Raw genomic sequence first — 18,786 nt, 5'->3', positions numbered from 1 at the left:
TTGTGCGGCTCCGCCGCGTGGGCGGGCCCAGCCACAACGGGCCCGCAGCCTTGGTACCGCCCTTCCCGTGGAGCGCTTGGCGGGGGCTATTCGAGTAGCTCCGCGTACGAGCCCATGGCGAGGGCTATGTCCGCCTGGGCCCAGAACCGGTGGTACGTAAACGTGGGCGCGGCGCCGCCCGCGAGATAGCTCTCGATCTTCGACCACGCCGGGTCGTTCTTGTAGAAGGAGCGGATGGAGGCGAAGGTGGACGAGGAGTCGATCGTGTCGCCGTTCGGCATCTTCCCGGTCCAGCCGTTCGGGATGTACACGCTGTCGTCGAAGCGGTTGTAGTCGGCGCGGGTCTCCGGGACCGCGATGCCCAGCGCGTCCTGGTTGTTCTTCCACATGCCGTCGAGCAGCGCCTTAGCCGTCGTCTTCGCCTCCGTGTCACCGGACTTGTCGGCGTAGTACGTCAGGGTCTTGGCGTACGCGGCGGCCACGCCCACGTCGTTGGTGTAGTCGGCGACGGTGACGTGCAGTCCGCTGTTGGCACCGGGACTCGACGCGTTCCAGCTGTCGGGCGCGCCCGACCACTGGAGCGTGTTCGGGATGCGGAAGGTGCCGTCCGGGTTGACCGTGGTCTTGGACAGCGCCCAGTCGACCCACTTGTCGAGGACGGTCTTGGCGTCCGCGTCACCCGTCTGCTGGTAGTACTCGGCGACCCGCTCCATGGACCACGCCTGGAAGCCGAACCACTGGTTGGACGGCGGGTCGTGGTACACCGGCTTCTCGTCGTAGTACATGCCGTAGAAGGTGGGCGTGCCGGCCGGCGGGGTCGCGTAGCGGCCCTTCCAGCTGTTGGTGGCACCGCCCGCGATGGCACCCTCGTTGGACTGCAGCCAGCGGTAGAACTCCAGCTGCCGGTCCAGGGACTTGGCCCAGTCGGCCTGCCCCGTCGCCGACTTGGGCTTCAGATCGGCGTACGAACTGAGCGCGTACGCGGCCAGCGGGTTCTGGTAGCCGCCGTGGGCGTGGCTGGAGCCGATGCGCCAGGCCCAGCCCGCCGCGGTGTCGGTGGCGCCGCCCCAGGCGTAGTACCAGGACATCAGGTAGTGCGAGGCGTCCTTGCCGGTGCCGGGCGCACAGGCCGACGGGCCGACGCAGTTGCCGATTTTCTTGTAGTACTTGTCGTACATGGAGTAGCGCAGATAGTCGCCCATCTTCGCGGCCTTGCCGAGGGTCGCCGAGACCTGGGAGCCCTTGCCCTGCTCCTCGGCCCAGATGTCGGCCCAGTAAGCGGCCTGCACGGCACGGGCGTCGGCGTCCGGCGCGTTGGTGAACTTCCACTGCTTGGCATAGGAGGCGTCACCGGTGAACAGGTCCAAGTACCCGTTCTTGCCACCGTACTTGAAGGCGTCACAGGTCGGCTGCGTCACCGTCTCCCACACCGACTCCTGCGAGCCGCGCTGGAAGGTGTTGACGTACGACGGGCCGGTGGCGGTCGGACCTGCCTCGCACTTGCCCGGCTCGTTGCCGTAGCCGTAGACGTTGTCCACGTCCTGCAGCCAGTGCATGCCGTACACGTCGTCCGTGCCGTACGCGCTCTTCAGCTCCGAGGCGATCGGGTCCGAGCCGACCGAGACACCGGTGTCGAGCTTCGCCGGGTACTCGTTCGGGGTGTCCAGCTCGGGCGCGTACGTCGCGGGCTTGGAGGCGTTGTAGAAGGAGTTCGTCGGCTGGTCGGCGTGCGTGGGGATCATGTACTTCTCCATGGTCTCCCACGCGGCGTTGAACCTGGTCCAGTCGCCGGTGACCTTGCCGTACATCGCCTGCAGCCAGATCAGATAGCTGTACGCCTCCGACGTCGTCTCATGACCGTGGTCCGGCGCCTCGACGATCAGGGTCTCGACCGAGTGGTACGGGATGCCCTCGGGGGAGAAGTAGCCGTTCGCCGGGTTGGTGATCTTGCCGTAGAGCTCCAGGAAACGGGCGTCGTACGCCTTCGTCGCGGCGAGCTGGGTGACGGTGACCGTGGCCTTGGTGTGCCCGGTGGCGGTCGACTCGAAGGTCGCCGAGCCGGTGCCGGAGGCGGCGGCCGTGACGGTCACCTTCTGGGCCGTGTTCCAGTTCGACGGAGTGAAGCGGAGCGACGAGCCGCCGGTGACGGTCAAGCCCGTGTTGCCGCTCGTGCGGGCCGTCGACACGGTCACGTCGGCGGACGGCTGCGTCGACAGCTTCACGTCGAATGTGCCCGTCTTCCCCTGCTGGACGCCCAGTTGGGCGGGCGAGGCCACCACGGCGGGACCCGAGGCGACCGTGATGCCGACCGGTGTGGACTCCGCCGAGGCGCCCAGGCTGTCGTACGCCTTTGCCACCAGGGAATGACTGCCCACGGTCAAGCTATTGGCCGACAGCGTGTAGGGGGACGTCGTGTCGGTGCCCAACAGCGTCGTGTCGTCGTAGAACTCGACCTTGCTGACGGTCGCGTTGTCGGCGGCCGCGGCGGTGGCGGCCAGCGGGACGGCGTCACCCCGCGTGTAGACGGCGCCCGGGGCCGGGCTCGTCAGTACGGTGATCGGCGGCTGATGGGCGCCGGCGCAGGTGGTGCCGTTGACGGTGAACTTGGTCGGCGCGGCGTTCGTGCCGCTGTACGTGAACTGCGCACCGGTGGTGACGGCGGCTCCGGCGGCGATCTTCGCGTTGTAGGAGGCGCTCTTCACGGTGACCGACTTGCCGGACTGCGACCAGGTGCCGCTCCACCCGTTCGAGAGCTTCTGGTTGCCCGAGTAGTCGTACGTCAGGGTCCAGTCGTCGATGGCCTCGGAGCCGCGGTTGGTGAGGGTCAGTTCCGTGGTGAAACCGGAGCCCCAGTCATTGGTCTTGTAGTCGACACTGCACTGGACTGCCGCTGCCTGAGCGGGAGTTGATCCCGCAGCCAGTGTGGTGAGGGGGAGCGCGAGGGCCGCCGCGACTGCGGTCCACAACCGCCGCGCGCGACGTCTCTTCTTGCGTGCCATGTTCTGGTTCCTCTCCTTGCGGCTCGGAAATGTGGGGGAGGAGCAACAAGCCTTGAACCAGTGGGAGCGCTCCCATATTGGGGAGAGGGGGTCAAGGGGTCAAGGTGTTTGAAGACTCGAAATGATTCGATAGATCAACAGTGCAACTCCTCTGTCCTTTGCCATCACTTGGCGCTACCTTCTTCCGCACCAGTGGGAGCGATTCCATCAGTCGACGCGGCCGTCACGGCGGGTCAGAGCTGCAAGGAGTCGCTCATGCGACACCCCCCGCGTTTACCTCTTTTATTGGTCGGTGCGGCCGTGGCCCTCATGGGCACCGCGATCGCCCCGGTCGTCACGGCTTCCGCGGCCGCACCCGCGTGCACGGTGGAGTACTCCGTCACCAGCCAGTGGGACACCGGCTTCCAGGGCGCCGTGAAAATCACCAACAACGCCGCCGCGCTCAGCGGGTGGGGTCTCACCTTCGACCTGGCCGGCGGACAGAAGCTCAGCCAGGGCTGGAACGCCAAGTGGTCCCAGTCCCAGACCACCGTGACGGCGGCCAACGAGAGCTACAACGGCTCGCTGGCCTCCGGCGCGAGCGTCAGCGCCGGGTTCCTCGCCTCGTGGTCGGGGAGCAACGCCGTGCCCACGTCCTTCAAGCTCAACGGGACCCTGTGCAACGTGGACGCGGAGCCGTCGCCCGACCCGCCGGATCCACCCGATCCGCCGGATCCCACGGACGGCCCGCCGGTGCTGAAGGTCTCCGGCAACAAGCTGGTCGACGAGAGCGGCGCCACCCGGCGACTGCTCGGAGTCAACCGCTCCGGCGGCGAGTTCGCCTGTGTCCAGGGCTACGGCATCTGGGACGGCCCGGTCGACGACGCCTCCGTGAAGGCGATCGCCGACTGGAACGTCAACACCGTCCGCATTCCGCTGAACGAGGAGTGCTGGCTCGGCCTGTCCAACATCAAGCCCGAGTACGCCGGCGCCAACTACATCAACGCGGTCAAGGACCTGGTGGCGAAGGTCAAGGCGCACGGCATGACGCCGATGCTCGAACTGCACTGGTCCTACGGCCAGTACACGGGCAACTCCGCCGGCTGCTCCGACGTGCACGCCAGCTGCCAGAAGCCGATGCCGAACATGCGGTACACCCCGTCCTTCTGGGCCTCGGTCGCCAGCACCTTCAAGGACGAACCGACCGTCGTCTTCGACCTGTTCAACGAGCCCTACCCGGACCGCGCGACATCCACCGCCACCCAGGCGTGGACCTGCTGGCGCGACGGCGGCACCTGCCCCGGCATCGGATACGAGGTCGCCGGAACGCAGGACCTGATCGACGCGATCCGCGCCACCGGCGCCAAGAACGTGATCCTGGCCGGCGGTCTCGCGTACTCGAACGACCTGAGCCAGTGGCTGACGTACAAGCCCAACGACCCGACGGGCAATCTCGGCGCCGCCTGGCACGTCTACAACTTCAACACCTGCGCCAACGAAAGCTGCTGGGGCTCCACGCTCGCCCCGGTCGCCGCCCAAGTCCCGCTCGTGGCGGGCGAGATCGGCGAGAACACCTGCGCGCACTCCTTCATCGACCGCGTCATGGCGTGGTTCGACGAGCGCGACCTGTCCTACCTGGGCTGGACCTGGAACACCTGGAACTGCAACTCCGGGCCGGCCCTGATCTCCCACTACGACGGCACACCCACGTCGTTCGGCATCGGGCTGCGCGATCATCTGCGCTCCCTCGACGGATAGGAACCCGCACACCATGAGTCGTACCAGAACAGCATTACTGGCAGCCCTGGCGCTGCTCGCCTCCGGGACGGGCACCGCCGTCGCGGCGATACCCGCGGACACCGGCGCGGCCGCCGTCCCCTGCACCGTCGACTACAAGGTGCAGAACCAGTGGGACACCGGCTTCACCGCCGCGGTCACGGTCACCAACCACACCGCGGCCAAGACGTCCTGGGCCGTGAAGTGGTCGTACGCCGGAAACCAGAAGATCACCAACGGCTGGAACGCCAACATCAGCCAGAGCGGCACCGCGGTCACCGCCGCCAACGAGAGCTACAACGGAACGCTGTCGACCGGCGGTTCGATCAGCTTCGGCTTCAACGCCTCCTACAGCGGCACGAACGCCCTGCCCACGACCTTCACGCTCGACGGCGTGACCTGCAACGTCGACGGCGGCGGTCCCACGGATCCGCCCGACCCGACGGGACCCGGTGACCGGGTGGACAACCCGTACACCGGCGCCAAGGTCTACGTGAACCCGGATTGGTCCGCGAAGGCCAGGGCCGAGACCGGCGGCAGCCGGATCGCGGGCCAGCCCACGGGCGTCTGGCTGGACCGGATCGCCGCCGTCAACGGTGCGGGCGGCAAGATGGGTCTGCGCGCCCACCTCGACGAGGCTCTGAAGCAGAAGGGTTCGGACCAACTGGTCGTCCAGCTCGTCATCTACAACCTGCCCGGCCGTGACTGCTCGGCGCTCGCTTCCAACGGCGAACTCGGCCCGACGGAGATCGACAAGTACAAGACCCAGTACATCGACCCGATCGCCGCGATCCTCGCAGACCCCAAGTACGCCGCGCTGCGGATCGTGACGACGGTCGAGATCGACTCGCTGCCGAACCTGGTCACCAACACCGGCGGTCGCCCGACGGCCACGCCCGAGTGCGACGTGATGAAGGCCAACGGCAACTACGTCAAGGGTGTCGGCTACGCGCTGAACAAGCTCGGTGACGTGCCCAACGTCTACAACTACGTGGACGCCGGTCACCACGGCTGGATCGGCTGGGACGACAACTTCGGCCCGTCGGCGGACCTGTTCAAGCAGGCGGCGACAGCCGAGGGCGCGACGGTGAACGACGTGCACGGCTTCATCACCAACACCGCCAACTACAGCGCGCTGAAGGAGAACAACTTCACGATCAACGACAACGTGGCGGGCAAGTCCGTGCGTGAGTCGAAGTGGGTCGACTGGAACCGCTACGTCGACGAGCTGTCCTTCGCGCAGGCCTTCCGCCAGAAACTGGTCTCGGTCGGCTTCCCCTCGGGCATCGGCATGCTGATCGACACCTCCCGCAACGGCTGGGGCGGTACGGCACGGCCCTCCGGCCCCGGCGCGACGACCAGCGTCGACACCTACGTCGACGGCGGCCGCTACGACCGCCGCATCAACACCGGCAACTGGTGCAACCAGTCCGGCGCCGGCCTCGGTGAGCGCCCGCAGGCCGCACCGGCCGCCGGCATCGACGCCTACGTGTGGATGAAGCCCCCGGGTGAGTCCGACGGTTCGAGCAAGGCCATCGACAACGACGAGGGCAAGGGCTTCGACCGCATGTGCGACCCGACGTACACGGGTAACCCCCGCAACGGCAACAACATGTCGGGCGCGCTGGCGGACGCGCCGATCTCGGGCCACTGGTTCTCGGCCCAGTTCCAGGAGCTCATGAAGAACGCGTACCCGGCGCTCTGAGCTCCGCTCGCAGGGCGGTTCGAGCTGCGGGTTCGTCGTGGCCGGTCGCGCAGTTCCTCCGCGCCCCTTTCGGGGCGCGGAGGAACTGCGTCAGTTGCCCCTGCCCAGCCCCTGACGGATCGTGAACTCCACCGGCGAGTAGTCGTCGTCGGGTCGCTCAAGCTCGTACTGCACCGCGGGCAGCAGTGGTGGTTGCGCCATGAAGCGCGGGCGGCTGCCGTGGTGCGGCTGCGCGGCGTGCACCAGGAACGGGTGGCACAGGTATACGTCGCCGGGGCGGCCCGTGGCGTACGCGAGCGGGCGGTGTGCGGAGGCCTCGACCAGCTGCGGGGCGATCTCCAGCCCCGAGACACCCTTCTCGCCGTACGGCTCCAGGATCCTGGGGACGTCGAGATGTGAGCCCACCCGGATGCGTGTCGGCGCGTCCTCCTCGGTGACCTCGCTGAAGAGGAAGAGCATCAGCAGTGCCCGGTCCTTCGAGCGGACATTGGTGTACGGCCAGGTGGCGCCCTCGGGCTGATAGCTCCCCTCGATGTGCCAGCCCGCGTCGTCCGGTTCCTCCTCGTGCGGGAAGCGCAGCGGGAAAGTGCCCAGCGAGTAGCGCGACAGCCACCGGTCCTCGCCCACCAGCAGATCGAACGCCTCATGCAGGGCGGGAGTGTTGACCGCGGCGGCGAACGGTCCCTGCGCCATGTCGGGCACCCAGTGCACCGGCTTGTCCCAGGTCGACGGATCGTCCGGGTCGCAGCCGGTCTCCCGCCACAGCAGCCGCGCGCAGTGCGTGGCGACGCGGGGCGGAAAGGCGCCCTCGATCTTCACGAAGCCGTCTTCGAGGAAGCGCTCCACCGTCTCGTCGTCCATGGCGTCATCCTCGTTGTCCGGGCCGGGTGGACGCATCTGATTTTCCGGCTGGGCCTTTCGGCCGATCCACCTTGCTGTTTCCGCAACATGAGTGGCCGTTTCCGGGAGCCGGGAGCACGCTGGGCGCATCCCGAACGAGAGGGCAGGAATCGTGCCACACCATCACGACCACACTCAGATCGACTTCGCCGAGATGCTCCCCATGCTGGAGCAGGAAGCCGAGCTGTTCACTCCGCTCTACCGTCAGGCGGCGGCCTGGCTGCGGGAGCGGAAGCCGGAGCCGGAGCTGATCGCGGACGTGGGCAGCGGCCCCGGCGTCATCTCCTGCCTCCTCGCCGAGACGTTCCCGCAGGCGCGGGTCATCGCCGTGGACGGCGCGGGATCCCTCCTCGAACACGCCCGCGCCCGTGCCGCCCGCCTCGGGATCGCCGACCGCTTCAGCACCCTGGAGGCCGAACTCGCCGACGGCCTGGGCGACTTGGAGTACCCCGCCGACCTGTTGTGGGCCAGCAGGTCCCTGCACCACGTCGGCGACCAGCGTGCCGCCCTCACCGACTTCGCGAGCCGCCTCGCGCCCGGCGGCACCCTGGCACTCCTGGAGGGCGGCCTGCCCGCGCGCTACCTCCCGCGCGACATCGGCATCGGCCGCCCCGGTCTCCAGGCGCGCCTGGACGCGGTCCTGGAGGAGTGGTTCACCAGGATGCGGGCCGAGCTGCCCGGAGCGGCCGAGGAGACCGAGGACTGGCCGGCCCTGCTGACCGCCGCCGGCCTGCGCCACACCGCGACCCGCACCTTCCTCCTCGACCTTCCCGCCCCCCTCTCGGACGAGGCCCGCGCCTGGGTCGTCACCACACTCACCCACCGTCGGGAAGGCCTCGCCGACGGCCTGGACGCCGACGACCTGGCCACCCTCGACCGGCTCCTCGACCCGGACGACAAGGCCAGCGTGCACCACAGGCCGGACGTGTTCGTGCTGGCGGCGCAGACGGTGTACGTCGGCGTCAAGGCGGCGTAGCCGGCGCTCGGTCGTGCGGTCAGCACGCGCCCGGAGCTCCGTGCGTGCCGCGAACGCCGAAGCCGCCGCCCGAGCGGATCGGGCGGCGGCTCCGCGTGCGTACGACCCGCGGGTCAGGCCATGTTGAACGTCGCCGGGTCCGGGCCCAGGCGACGGTCCTCGTTGAGCGCGCTGATCGCGGCGATGTCCTCGGCGTCGAGGGAGAAGTCGAACACCTCGATGTTCTCCTTGATCCGGGACGGCGTCACGGACTTGGGGATCACCACGTTCCCGAGCTGGAGGTGCCAGCGCAGGACGATCTGCGCGGGCGTACGGCCGTGCTTCTGGGCGATGGCCACGATCGCCGGGACCTCCAGGAGCCCCTGGCCCTGGCCGAGCGGCGACCAGGCCTCGGTGGCGATGCCCTGCTCCGCGTGGTACTCACGCGCGGCGAGCTGCTGCAGCTGCGGGTGCAGCTCGATCTGGTTGACGGCCGGGATGACGGACGTCGCGTCGATCAGCCGCTCCAGGTGCTCCGGAAGGAAGTTGGAGACACCGATGGACTTGGCGCGACCGTCGGCGAGAAGCTTCTCGAAGGCCTTGTACGTGTCCACGTACGTGTCCTTGGCGGGCAGCGGCCAGTGGATCAGGTACAGGTCCACATAGTCGAGGCCGAGCTTCTCCAGGGACGTGTCGAAGGCACGCAGCGTCGAGTCGTACCCCTGCTCGCTGTTCCAGAGCTTGGTGGTGACGAAGAGGTCCTCGCGGGCGATTCCGGAGCCGTTGAGAGCCTTGCCCGTGCCCTCCTCGTTGCCGTAGATCGCGGCGGTGTCGACGCTGCGGTACCCGGCCTCCAGCGCGGTGGCGACCGCCTGCTCAGCCTCGTCGTCCGGCACCTGCCAGACACCGAAACCCAGCTGCGGCATCTCGACGCCGTTGTTCAGGATGATCGGGGGGACCTTGCTCACGAGCTCTCGATCCTTCAGTCGTCGGTTGGGTTATCCCATGGTCAACCATCATGGGACCGTCGTGTATTCCTGCCCCCTCTTCGCTGACCGATTCGGGGATGGCCGGACACTGACGACAGTCCCGACCCTATCGGTCCCCAGACCATTGACCGCGTTCCGTCATGCCGCTCCATCTCAGGTGACTGAACTTGGTGCACGTACATGAAAAACCTGCGGCGCTACCCACTCGTGTGACGAGCTGCGGCATCGCTACGCCCGGTACAGCGCGTCCACCTCGGACGAGTACGCCTTCTCGATCGCCTTCCGCTTCAGCTTCAGTGAGGGCGTCAACAGCCCGTGCTCCTCGGTGAACTGATGGGCCAGTATGCGGAACGTACGGATGGACTCCGCCTGCGACACCAGTGTGTTCGCGGCGACCACGGCGCGGCGCACCTCGGTCTCCAGGTCCGGGTCGCGCACCAGCTCGGCCGGGGACAGCTTCGGCTTGCCGTGCATCTGGAGCCAGTGCTCGACCGCCTCCGCGTCCAGCGTGACGAGCGCCGCCACGTACGGCCGGTCGTTGCCGACGACGATGCACTGCGCGACCAGCGGATGGTCGCGCACCCGCTCCTCGAGTTGTCCGGGCGAGACGCTCTTGCCGCCGGAGGTCACCAGGATCTCCTTCTTGCGCCCGGTGATGGTGAGAAAGCCGTCCTCGTCGATCGAGCCCAGGTCGCCGGTGGCCAGCCATCCGTCGTGCAGGGTCGCGTCGGTGGCCTTGGGGTCGTTCAGATAGCCCTGGAACACATTGGGGCCGCGCAGCCAGATCTCGCCGTCGTCCGCGATGTGCACGGTGGTGCCGGGGATGGGCTGGCCGACGGTGCCGTACCGGGTGCGCTCGGGCGGGTTGGCGGTCGCGGCGGCCGTGGACTCGGTGAGACCGTACCCCTCGTAGATCTGGACGCCGGCGCCCGCGAAGAACAGCCCGAGCCGCCGGTCCATCGCCGAGCCGCCGGACATGGCGCGTTTCACGCGGCCGCCCATCGCTTCGCGGATCTTGGAGTAGACGAGCTTGTCGAAGAGCTGGTGCTGCACCCGCAGGGCCGCCGAAGGGCCGGGGCCGATGCCCCAGGCCTTCGCCTCGACCGCGTCCGCGTACCGCACGGCGACCTCGACGGCCTTCTCGAACGGGCCCGCCTTGCCCTCCTTCTCGGCCTTCCTGCGTGCCGCGTTGAAGACCTTCTCGAAGATGTAGGGCACGGCCAGGAAGAACGTCGGCCTGAACGCGGCCAGATCGGGCAGCAGGGCCGCCGCGCTGAGCTGCGGCTGGTGGCCGAACTTGACCTTGCCGCGGATGGCGGCGACCTGGACCATCCGCCCGAAGACATGCGCGAGCGGCAGGAACAGCAGGGTGGCCGCCTGGTCGCCCTTCTTCGAGTGGAACAGAGGCTCCCAGCGATCGATGACCGTGTCCGCCTCGAACATGAAGTTGCCGTGCGAGATGACACAGCCCTTGGGGCGGCCGGTGGTGCCGGACGTGTAGATGATCGTCGCGGTCGACTCGGGCGTGACAGCGCGCCGGTGCCGGTGCACCACCTCGTCCTCGAGGTGCGCCCCCGCCTCGTACAGCTCGTGCACCGCGCCCGCGTCCAGCTGCCAGAGCCGGCGCAGCACCGGCAGGCGGTCGATGACCGTGGCGATCGTCATCGCGTGGTCCTCGTGCTCCACCATCGCGGCCGCCACCTCGGCGTCGTGCAGCATCCAGAAGACCTGCTCGGCCGAGGACGTCGGATAGATCGGCACGACCTGGGCACCGATCGACCACAGCGCATAGTCGAACAGCGTCCACTCGTAGCGGGTACGGGACATGATCGCGACCCGATCCCCGAACCGGATTCCCTGGGCGAGCAGCCCCTTGGCGAGGGCCAGCACCTCGTCTCGGAACTCGGCGGAGGTCACATCGCGCCACTGGTCCCGTTCGTCCTTGCGGCCGAGCGAGACATGAAGTGGGTCTTCCAGGGCATGGTCATAGACAGCATCGGCCAGGCCGCCCACCGGCGGCGCCGACGCCAATGGAGGGTTGGTGAACTCGCGCAATCCCCGCTCCTTGTGGCGCTCCGCACAGCGCCGTGAAAGCTACCCCACCTCGGGACCGCACGGGAGAGGGCGAGGAACCGGGCATGTGTCACATATGTGGTGACCGACCGGTGGGAAAGTGCTCAGATGGGGAAGGGTCGGACAGAATGCTTACTCCGCAGTAAGTTTCGGGCCCGTAATCTCCACGGAATCTGTACCGCGTGATTACGCTGCGGGAGCACCCGCGCCAGGGTGTGAAGGGGCGCGGGACGCTACCGGGCTCGCCGCCCGCGGTGCAACCGGTCCCCGCCCGCCAGGATCGTCGCCGCCAGTGCGTCGGCCGCTCCCTGTGCCGCGGTCCGGCGTCGGCCGTGGACCAGAACGAAGTCGACCTCGCCCAGCTCGGGCAGGTCCGCGCGGTCCGGGACAGGGACGAGCCCCGGGGGGATCAGTCCCCGGGAGTGAGCCATCACGCCAAGTCCCGCCCGGGCGGCGGCGATGAGACCGTTGAGGCTGCCGCTGGTGCAGGCGATGCGCCAGGCCCGCCCCTGCTTCTCCAGGGCCTCCAGGGCGAGGGCGCGGGTGATCCCCGGCGGCGGGTACACGATCAGCGGCACCGGACGCTCGGGGTCGAGCCGGAGGCGCTCCGCGCCGATCCAGACCAGCCGGTCGTGCCACACCAGTTCGCCGTGCGGGTCCTCGGGGCGCCGTTTGGCCAGTACGAGGTCGAGCTTCCCGTCGGCGAGCTGCTCGTGCAGGGTGCCCGAGAGCTCCACCGTCAGCTCCAGGTCGACCTCGGGGTGGTCGTACCGGAAACCCTCCAGGATCTCGGGGAGCCGGGTCAGGACGAAGTCCTCGGACGCGCCGAAGCGCAGCCGGCCGCGCAGTCGCGTCCCCGTGAAGAACGCCGCCGCCTGCTCGTGCGCCTCAAGGATGCGGCGCGCGAAGCCCAGCATCGCCTCGCCGTCCTCCGTCAGCTCCACGGAGTGGGTGTCCCGCGAGAACAACTGCCGCCCGGCGGTGTCCTCCAGGCGGCGCACATGCTGGCTCACCGTCGACTGGCGCAGACCAAGGCGCCGGGCGGCCTGCGTGAAGCTCAGCGTCTGGGCCACGGCCAGGAAGGTGCGCAGCTGCGAAGGGTCGTACACAGTACCAAGGCTATCGCGATTCGTGATGACAGTCAGAGCGGTATGCCGGATTCCCGATCACGGGTCGGAGGGGGACGATGGAGAGGGCACGATCCCGCACCAAGATCGACACCCTGAACCGATCTCGACACATGAACCGACTCAGCAACGGAGCATCGTGAAACGCCTGAAGTGGCCGTCCTGGCTGCCGATCGACCCGTACATCCTGCTCCTGCTCGGGACGGTGGGGCTGGCGGCGCTGTGGCCCGCCCGGGGAACAGCGGCCGATGTCGCGTCCGGGGCGTCGACCGGCGCGATCGCCCTTCTCTTCTTCCTGTACGGGGCACGCCTTTCGACCCGTGAGGCCCTGGACGGCCTGCGCCACTGGCGGCTCCATGTCACGGTTCTGGCCTGCACGTTCGTGGTGTTCCCGTTGCTCGGCCTGGCAGCCCGCGGCCTTGAGCCGGTGTTCCTGACGCACTCGCTCTACACCGGACTGCTCTTCCTCACGCTGGTGCCCTCGACGGTCCAGTCCTCCATCGCGTTCACGTCCATGGCACGCGGCAATGTGCCCGCCGCGATCTGCGCGGGCTCCTTCTCCTCCCTCGCGGGCATCGTGATCACCCCGCTTCTCGCGGCGACGCTCCTCGGCAGCGCCGGCGGCGGCTTCTCCACGGACTCGATCCTCAAGATCGTGCTGCAACTGCTCGTGCCGTTCGTGGCGGGGCAGGTGCTGCGCCGCTGGATCGGAGAGTTCATAGCGCGCCACAAGAAGGTCCTCGGCCTCGTCGACCGGGGCTCGATCCTGCTCGTCGTCTACACCGCGTTCAGCGAGGGCATGGTGCAGGGCATCTGGCACCAGGTCAGCCCGGTGCGACTGGCCGGCCTGCTCGCGGTCGAGGCGGTGCTCCTGGCCGTGATGCTCGCGCTCACCTGGTACGGGTCGAAGGCGCTGCGCTTCAGCCGCGAGGACCGGATCGCCATCCAGTTCGCCGGATCGAAGAAGTCCCTGGCCTCCGGTCTGCCCATGGCGAGCGTGCTGTTCGGGGCGCAGGCCTCGCTGGCCGTGCTGCCGCTGATGCTCTTCCACCAGATGCAGCTCATGGTCTGCGCGGTGATCGCCAAGCGCCGCTCCCAGGACCCCGAATCCCAGGACCCCGAGCCGGACCTCACCCCCGTCCCAGCCGAAGAGTCACGAACCGCGGTCGGTACAGGGACACGTTCCGGCTGAGGTTCGACTGTGCCGTGGTCCCGGTCGCGTCCAGCCAGTTGACGTCGTAACTGAGGACGAGCCTGCCGCCGAGCGCCGGGTGAACCTGCGGGTTGTACGCCGCCACGCCCGACTTCTGTTCGGGCAGCGGCGGGCTGAAGCCCTTGGCGGGCCCGCGCCAGGGCCCGGTGGGTGAGCAGGCCCAGTACGAGGTGACGGTCGTCAGTCCCTCGGCGCCCGCCGCCATCGTGAACAGCACCCAGGTGCCGCCGTCGCGCACGACCGTGAACGCACTGCCCACGCCCTTGCGCCGGCCGTCCCCGAGGACGGGTTTCATACGCGCCGAGGTGCTGGACCACGCCGTGCCGTCCCAGTACTGCCACGCGTCCGGTTCCGCGAGCCGGTCGCGGGGCACGCGCGCGACATACGCCTTCGAGGCGGGGCGCGAGGCGGCCTGCCCGTCGTCGCCGCCGAACACATACGTCCAGTTCCGGTCACCGGCCACCGCCGTCGTCCCGAACAGCACCCGCCGCGCCGGATCCGGCACCTGCTGCTGGTCGAGGACCTTGACGATGCCCTCGACCCTCAGATCGGGCAGCGAGAGCGTGGCGACCTCGGTGGCGGTGGGCATGCCGTAGATCCAGGGGTACGCGCCGGACGTGCGGGTCCACAGCAGGACGCGTACGACCTGTTCGGAGGACCCGGGGGAGCGGGACTCGACCCGGGCCGCGACCGGCCAGCGCCACTGCCCGGGGGCCGGGTCCTGGAACAGCGGGGCGGGCAGGGTCCTCCGGAGGTGGCCGTCGGACATCACCACGGCGGAGTTGCGCACCAGCGGCGCGGTCTGGTCACGCCAGGCGTACGACTCGCCGACCGGGTTCGGCGGGCCGTGCACCTGGCCGAGATAGGTGTCCGAGAACAGCCATAACACCCGCCCGTCCGGCAGTCGCACCGAGTGCGTGCCGTCGCCGCCGGTCCAGTCGTCGGTCCGTGAGGCGTCGTCCCCGTACCGCGCGAACTCGCCCGTCAGGTCCGGCTCCGCGGCCCACGAGGTGACCGTACGGGCCGAGCAGCCGCCCTCCCGGTCGTCGTCCTCGTCCGGGAGGGCGGTGAGCAGGGCGGCCCCGAGGACCAGGGCCAGAAGCAGGCCCAGCCCGGCCCCCGTACGGTGTCGTGCTCGTGTGTCGTCGGGCACGCCCGGGACGTTAGTGGCTGCCGCTCACCCGGTCCATGGGCAGCCACAGGGCGGTGTCCTGGGTCACAGAGGCATTGGTGGTGCGTACACCGGTCAGCTCGGCGTCGCTCAACGCCCGGTCGTAGACGCGTACTTCGTCGATCGCGCCGGTGAAGTGAGCCCGGCTGTCGAGCTTCTGGCCGATGTGCACGCCGAACGGCGAGTTGCGGCTGACGGAACCCGGCACGTCCGCCGTGCTGACCGGTGTGCCGTCGATGAACAGCGTGAGCTGTCCTCCGCCGCGACGCAGCGCCAGATGATGCCACTGGCCGTCGTTGTACGCGCCGGTGGTGCGCACGGACGCGGACCTGGGTGCCGACGCACCGTCCCGGACGGTGATCAGTCCCTGGACTTGGTTGTTCGCGGGCTCGCCGCGCAGCCACACCTGAGGCTGCGTGCTGCCGACCCCGCCCATCCACAGCAGGGGCTGCTCACCGGTCGTGGCCGAGTAGCGGAACCACAGTGACGCGGTGAAGTCCTTTGTGCCGAGCCGCAGTTGCTCACGGTAGGGCAGGCGTACGGCGTCGTCGGTGCCGTCGAATCGGAGAGCCCCGCCGATCACTCCGTCCGTCGCCCGCGCGCCGCCGAGGACCGACGCGCGGCGGGCGTCCGGGGCCTGGTCGGCGGTGGTCGGGTCCGGGCCGCGGCGGGGCCGCAGCCAGTCCTCGGTGAAGCGGGCGAAGCGGATCTCGTCGCGTGCGTCGACCGCGCCGCCCTCGTACATCAGGCCCACGGTGGCGCGGTCGATCGCGACCATGTCCGAGTAGCCGGACCAGTCCGTCGTGACGACCGTGCCGCGGTCCACGCTGTCCCAGGTGCGGCCGCCGTCGTACGAGGAACGGATCATCATCGTCCGGCGCCGGTCCGGGTCGCCGGGGCAGGCCAGCAGGATCCGGTCGCCCCACCGCAGGCTGGAGCCCTGGACCTGGGGGGTGTAGAGATCCGGTAGGGCACGGAAGGACGAGCCGAAGCTGTCGCCGCCGTCGCGGCTGACCGCCTGCGTGCGATGACCGAGATCGGTGCCGTCCTGTTCGCGCCCGCTGACGAGGATCGCGCCGTCGGCGCGCTCCGTCATGGTCATCTCGGACGGCTTCTGCCGGAACGTGCCCCCGTCCGGTATCGGGTACGAGTCCGTCGCCCCGATCCGCCAGTGGTCGCCGCCGTCGTCGCTGACGATGAGCGCGGCGTGGTTGGCGGAGACCCTCCCCCAGCCTCCGGCCGGGGGGACCCCCATCTCGCTTCGCTCGCCGTTCCACGTCTCGGTGTTGACGCCGAAGACGAGGCGGCCCGCGTGCTTGCCACGGGTCAGCTGGATGCCGTGCACGGGCCCGGTCGCGTACCAGGAGTTCCAGTGCGCCGGAAGGATCTGGTCGCTGAGGTCGCGCGGCTCTGACCAGGTGAGGCCGTCGTCGTCGCTGTGCTGCATGTGCGGGGTGCGGTCGCAGGGGACGTCGCAGTTGCGGCCGTCCGTACGGCCCGTGTTGTAGGTCTCGGCCAGTACGATGCGGCCGGTCTCGCGGTCCACGACGGGGGCCGGGTTGCCGTGCGTGTCGCCCGCGCCCTCGTTGATCACCTGGAGCGGGCCCCATGTGCGGCCGCCGTCGGTGGAGCGTTTCAGCACGATGTCTATGTCGCCGGCGTCGCTGCAGTCGTTCACCCGGCCCTCGGCGAACGCGAGCAGTGTGCCTTGTGCCGTCTTCACGACGGCGGGGATCCGGAAGCAGGCGTATCCGGGATCCTGGGAGGCCTTGAAGAGTACTTGCTGCTCGAAGCCCGTGGATTCCGCGGCCGGTTGCCGGGCGTGCGAGGGGCTCGGCAGCGCCAGTAACGCGGCGGTGGTGAGCACCGCCGTGACGGTGGATCTCAGTCGCGTGCGAAGACTGGATCTGAGTCCTGCGCGAACACTTGACGGCATGGTGCGACCTGCCCTTCATGCGTCTGGACATCTGGACATCCCACGTCCAACGTGCGCACCACAGACGCTACTTGGGCTGTGAGCCACCCCACAAGAAGCGTGCGCGTCGGTATCGCGCCTGCCTCCGTGCTGTGCCGTGCCGTAGCTGGTCCGCCAGGGCTCAGGGGAGTTCCCTCCGTCGAAGTGGCGGTGGCAGGACCGGCAGGACCGCCGCCGGCTCGGGAGCCGGTGCCGGGTCGCCCGCGCCGGTCTTGCGGCAGACCAGGGCGTCGGGGTCGTCCGCGGGCACCTGGAGGCTGTACCCGTCCGGGCATGCGGGGCCGGGGTCGCCCTTCTCGCCCTGGGGCCCGGGATCGCCCTTCGGCCCCTGGTAGCCCTGCGGGCCCTCGGCGCCGGGTGGCCCGACAGGACCGCTGGAGCCGTCCGCGCCGTCCGTGCCGTTCACGCCGTCCGTGCCGTCGGCACCCGGGGGTCCCGGCTCGCCCGGCTCTCCGGAGGGGCCCTGCGAACCCGAGGGGCCGGGCGGTCCGGGCTCGCCTCGCGGTCCTCGCTCCCCGCCGGGCCCGCGCTGCCCTCCCGCCCCGGTCGCCCCAGGCTTGCCCTCGGCGCCCGGCTCACCGGGGATCGCGGCCGGTACCTGAACGCGGTCCATCAGGTCGTCGACCGCCTCGGCGGGGTCGGGTGCCGCCGGGGTGCCGCCGCCGGCCTCGATCTGGGCGCGCAGATCCCGTACGTCCTGCGCCAGCGTCGACACGGCCTCGCCGCGCCGGTCCGTCTCGACGCGCAACTGCTCGGCCCTGCGATCACCGGCGTCGATCCGCGCCCACAGGATCACCGCGATGCCGGAGAGAGCGATCAGCACGCAGACGAGGAAGACGCTGCGCCAGCGCGCGGCAAGCAGCCGCTGGAACCAGGTCACGGCGCTCCTCCGAGTCGGTGGATGTCGAGTCGCAGACGGGCGATCTCCGACTGGTCGGCGGCGTGCATCGAGTGCAACTCGTCGATGCGCGTGTCGCGTTCGGCGATCTGGCGCTCGAGGCGGTCGCGTTCGGACTGGAGCTTCTCGGTCAGGCTGGAGTACCCGTTCAGGGCGTTCTCGCCCCGCTTCCCCAAGTACGCCACCAGGGCCGCGCCCAGCACGCCCACACAGGCCAGTAACGAGCCGAGCAGGGTGGTGCCGGCATCCAAGCAACTGCCTCCTACCTGGACGACGGGCCACGCGGACGTGGCCCGGTTGAGGTCGTCCGGAGTAACGAGCCAGGAGCCGTCGGGGGTGTGCCCGCACCGTGCCGGTACCTTCGGACGAGTGACGAACTGCTCGCACCGCTCTCGGAAACCGAACGCGAGCAGTTCATGAACCTGTTGAACCGGATTTCCGGTACGGACCGCTGACGCGGGCTAGCGTTCGGCCATGACCGTAGCCGACACCGAACGCCGCCGCCTCGCCGTCGACCCCGCGCGCACCGCACTCGTGCTCGTCGACCTGATGGACCGCATCGTCGGACTGCCCCTGGAACCCCGCAAGGGCGACGAAGTGCTGGCCACGGCCGAGGAGCTGGCGGCTGCCTTCCGGGCCGTGGGCGCGCTCGTCGTACTCGTCCGCGTCGAGCGGCCCGGCGTCCCCGAGCAGCCGCCCGGCAGCGGACTGGTGTCGGGACTCGCCGCCGACGGAGACATGGAGATCGTCAAGCGGACCCTCGGCGGATTCCAGGGCACCGGTCTGGACGAGCGGCTCCGCGAACGCGGCATCTCCACCCTGGTGCTCGGCGGAGTCGCCACCAACCTCGGCGTCGAGTCCACCGCCCGCGCCGCCGGTGACCTCGGTTACGACCTCGTTTTCGTCGAGGACGCCATGGCCGCGCTCACGGCCCCCGAGCACGAAGCCGCCGTCCGCCTGGACTTCCCGCGGCTGGGAACCGTCGTCACCGGCTCGGAGGTGCACTTCGTCTAGAGGTCCCCGAGG

14 protein-coding genes are annotated in these 18,786 nt (G+C 69.4%); 5 read left to right on the top strand and 9 right to left on the bottom strand.

What is annotated here, in order from left to right; all coding sequences use genetic code 11:
- Positions 1 to 86: 86 nt before the first annotated feature.
- A complete protein-coding gene (locus tag FE633_RS38055; protein WP_138049736.1) occupies positions 87 to 2,999 on the bottom strand; it encodes a glycoside hydrolase family 48 protein in 2,913 nt (970 codons plus the stop codon).
- A gap of 255 nt (positions 3,000 to 3,254) precedes the next feature.
- On the opposite strand from FE633_RS38055, the gene FE633_RS38050 reads away from it, so the two are divergent.
- Together FE633_RS38050 and FE633_RS38045 are read left to right on the top strand one after the other, a co-directional pair.
- A complete protein-coding gene (locus tag FE633_RS38050; RefSeq protein ID WP_138049735.1) occupies positions 3,255 to 4,736 on the top strand; it encodes a cellulase family glycosylhydrolase in 1,482 nt (493 codons plus the stop codon).
- A gap of 13 nt (positions 4,737 to 4,749) precedes the next feature.
- A complete protein-coding gene (locus FE633_RS38045) occupies positions 4,750 to 6,459 on the top strand; it encodes a glycoside hydrolase family 6 protein (protein ID WP_138049734.1) in 1,710 nt (569 codons plus the stop codon).
- Positions 6,460 to 6,549: 90 nt separating this feature from the next.
- Here the strand turns inward: FE633_RS38045 and FE633_RS38040 are convergent, their stop codons facing one another.
- Complete coding sequence (locus FE633_RS38040) at positions 6,550 to 7,320, bottom strand: phytanoyl-CoA dioxygenase family protein (RefSeq protein WP_138049733.1); 771 nt, start codon at positions 7,318 to 7,320, stop codon at positions 6,550 to 6,552.
- A gap of 193 nt (positions 7,321 to 7,513) precedes the next feature.
- Between FE633_RS38040 and FE633_RS38035 the strand changes: the two genes are divergently transcribed.
- Positions 7,514 to 8,335 (top strand): class I SAM-dependent methyltransferase, encoded by an 822-nt coding sequence (locus FE633_RS38035; protein WP_138049752.1) that lies wholly within the window; start codon positions 7,514 to 7,516, stop codon positions 8,333 to 8,335.
- A 113-nt stretch (positions 8,336 to 8,448) separates the two neighbouring features.
- Here FE633_RS38035 and FE633_RS38030 read toward each other — a convergent pair whose 3' ends face one another.
- From FE633_RS38030 to FE633_RS38020, 3 genes are all read right to left on the bottom strand, one after another.
- Positions 8,449 to 9,240 (bottom strand): aldo/keto reductase, encoded by a 792-nt coding sequence (locus FE633_RS38030; protein WP_119105968.1) that lies wholly within the window; start codon positions 9,238 to 9,240, stop codon positions 8,449 to 8,451.
- A gap of 291 nt (positions 9,241 to 9,531) precedes the next feature.
- A complete protein-coding gene (locus tag FE633_RS38025) occupies positions 9,532 to 11,358 on the bottom strand; it encodes an AMP-dependent synthetase/ligase (protein WP_138049732.1) in 1,827 nt (608 codons plus the stop codon).
- Between the two features lie 251 nt (positions 11,359 to 11,609).
- The gene (locus tag FE633_RS38020) at positions 11,610 to 12,485 is read right to left on the bottom strand and encodes a LysR substrate-binding domain-containing protein (RefSeq protein ID WP_138049731.1); all 876 of its coding nucleotides are present in this window, start codon (positions 12,483 to 12,485) and stop codon (positions 11,610 to 11,612) included.
- A 157-nt stretch (positions 12,486 to 12,642) separates the two neighbouring features.
- Between FE633_RS38020 and FE633_RS38015 the strand changes: the two genes are divergently transcribed.
- Positions 12,643 to 13,695, top strand: coding sequence for a bile acid:sodium symporter family protein (locus FE633_RS38015; RefSeq protein ID WP_138049730.1), 1,053 nt, complete (start codon positions 12,643 to 12,645; stop codon positions 13,693 to 13,695).
- On the opposite strand, the gene FE633_RS38010 is transcribed toward FE633_RS38015, so the two are convergent.
- The 4 genes from FE633_RS38010 to FE633_RS37995 all read right to left on the bottom strand — a co-directional run bounded on the left by FE633_RS38010 (position 13,634) and on the right by FE633_RS37995 (position 18,011).
- Positions 13,634 to 14,869: a DUF4185 domain-containing protein gene (locus FE633_RS38010; RefSeq protein WP_138049729.1), complete on the bottom strand. Its 1,236-nt coding sequence runs from the start codon at positions 14,867 to 14,869 to the stop codon at positions 13,634 to 13,636. The genes FE633_RS38015 and FE633_RS38010 overlap by 62 nt on opposite strands.
- 10 nt (positions 14,870 to 14,879) lie before the next feature.
- Entirely contained in the window at positions 14,880 to 16,823 is a 1,944-nt protein-coding gene (locus FE633_RS38005; protein WP_138049728.1) for a sialidase family protein, read from the bottom strand.
- 160 nt (positions 16,824 to 16,983) lie between these two features.
- Positions 16,984 to 17,742 carry a collagen-like domain-containing protein gene (locus FE633_RS47535; RefSeq protein ID WP_171060291.1) on the bottom strand — a complete coding sequence of 253 codons (759 nt, stop codon included), beginning with the start codon at positions 17,740 to 17,742 and terminating at the stop codon, positions 16,984 to 16,986.
- Positions 17,739 to 18,011 carry a hypothetical protein gene (locus tag FE633_RS37995; protein WP_138049727.1) on the bottom strand — a complete coding sequence of 91 codons (273 nt, stop codon included), beginning with the start codon at positions 18,009 to 18,011 and terminating at the stop codon, positions 17,739 to 17,741. Before FE633_RS37995 ends, FE633_RS47535 begins: the two co-directional genes overlap by 4 nt.
- 223 nt (positions 18,012 to 18,234) lie before the next feature.
- Between FE633_RS37995 and FE633_RS37985 the strand changes: the two genes are divergently transcribed.
- Positions 18,235 to 18,774: an isochorismatase family protein gene (locus tag FE633_RS37985; protein WP_138049726.1), complete on the top strand. Its 540-nt coding sequence runs from the start codon at positions 18,235 to 18,237 to the stop codon at positions 18,772 to 18,774.
- Positions 18,775 to 18,786 lie beyond the last annotated feature (12 nt).

The sequence above is a fragment of the Streptomyces montanus genome (assembly GCF_005786655.1).
Classification (GTDB): domain Bacteria; phylum Actinomycetota; class Actinomycetes; order Streptomycetales; family Streptomycetaceae; genus Streptomyces; species Streptomyces sporangiiformans.
Note: the sequence above shows the minus strand (reverse complement) of the source record. Positions and strands in the feature narration are given on the sequence as shown.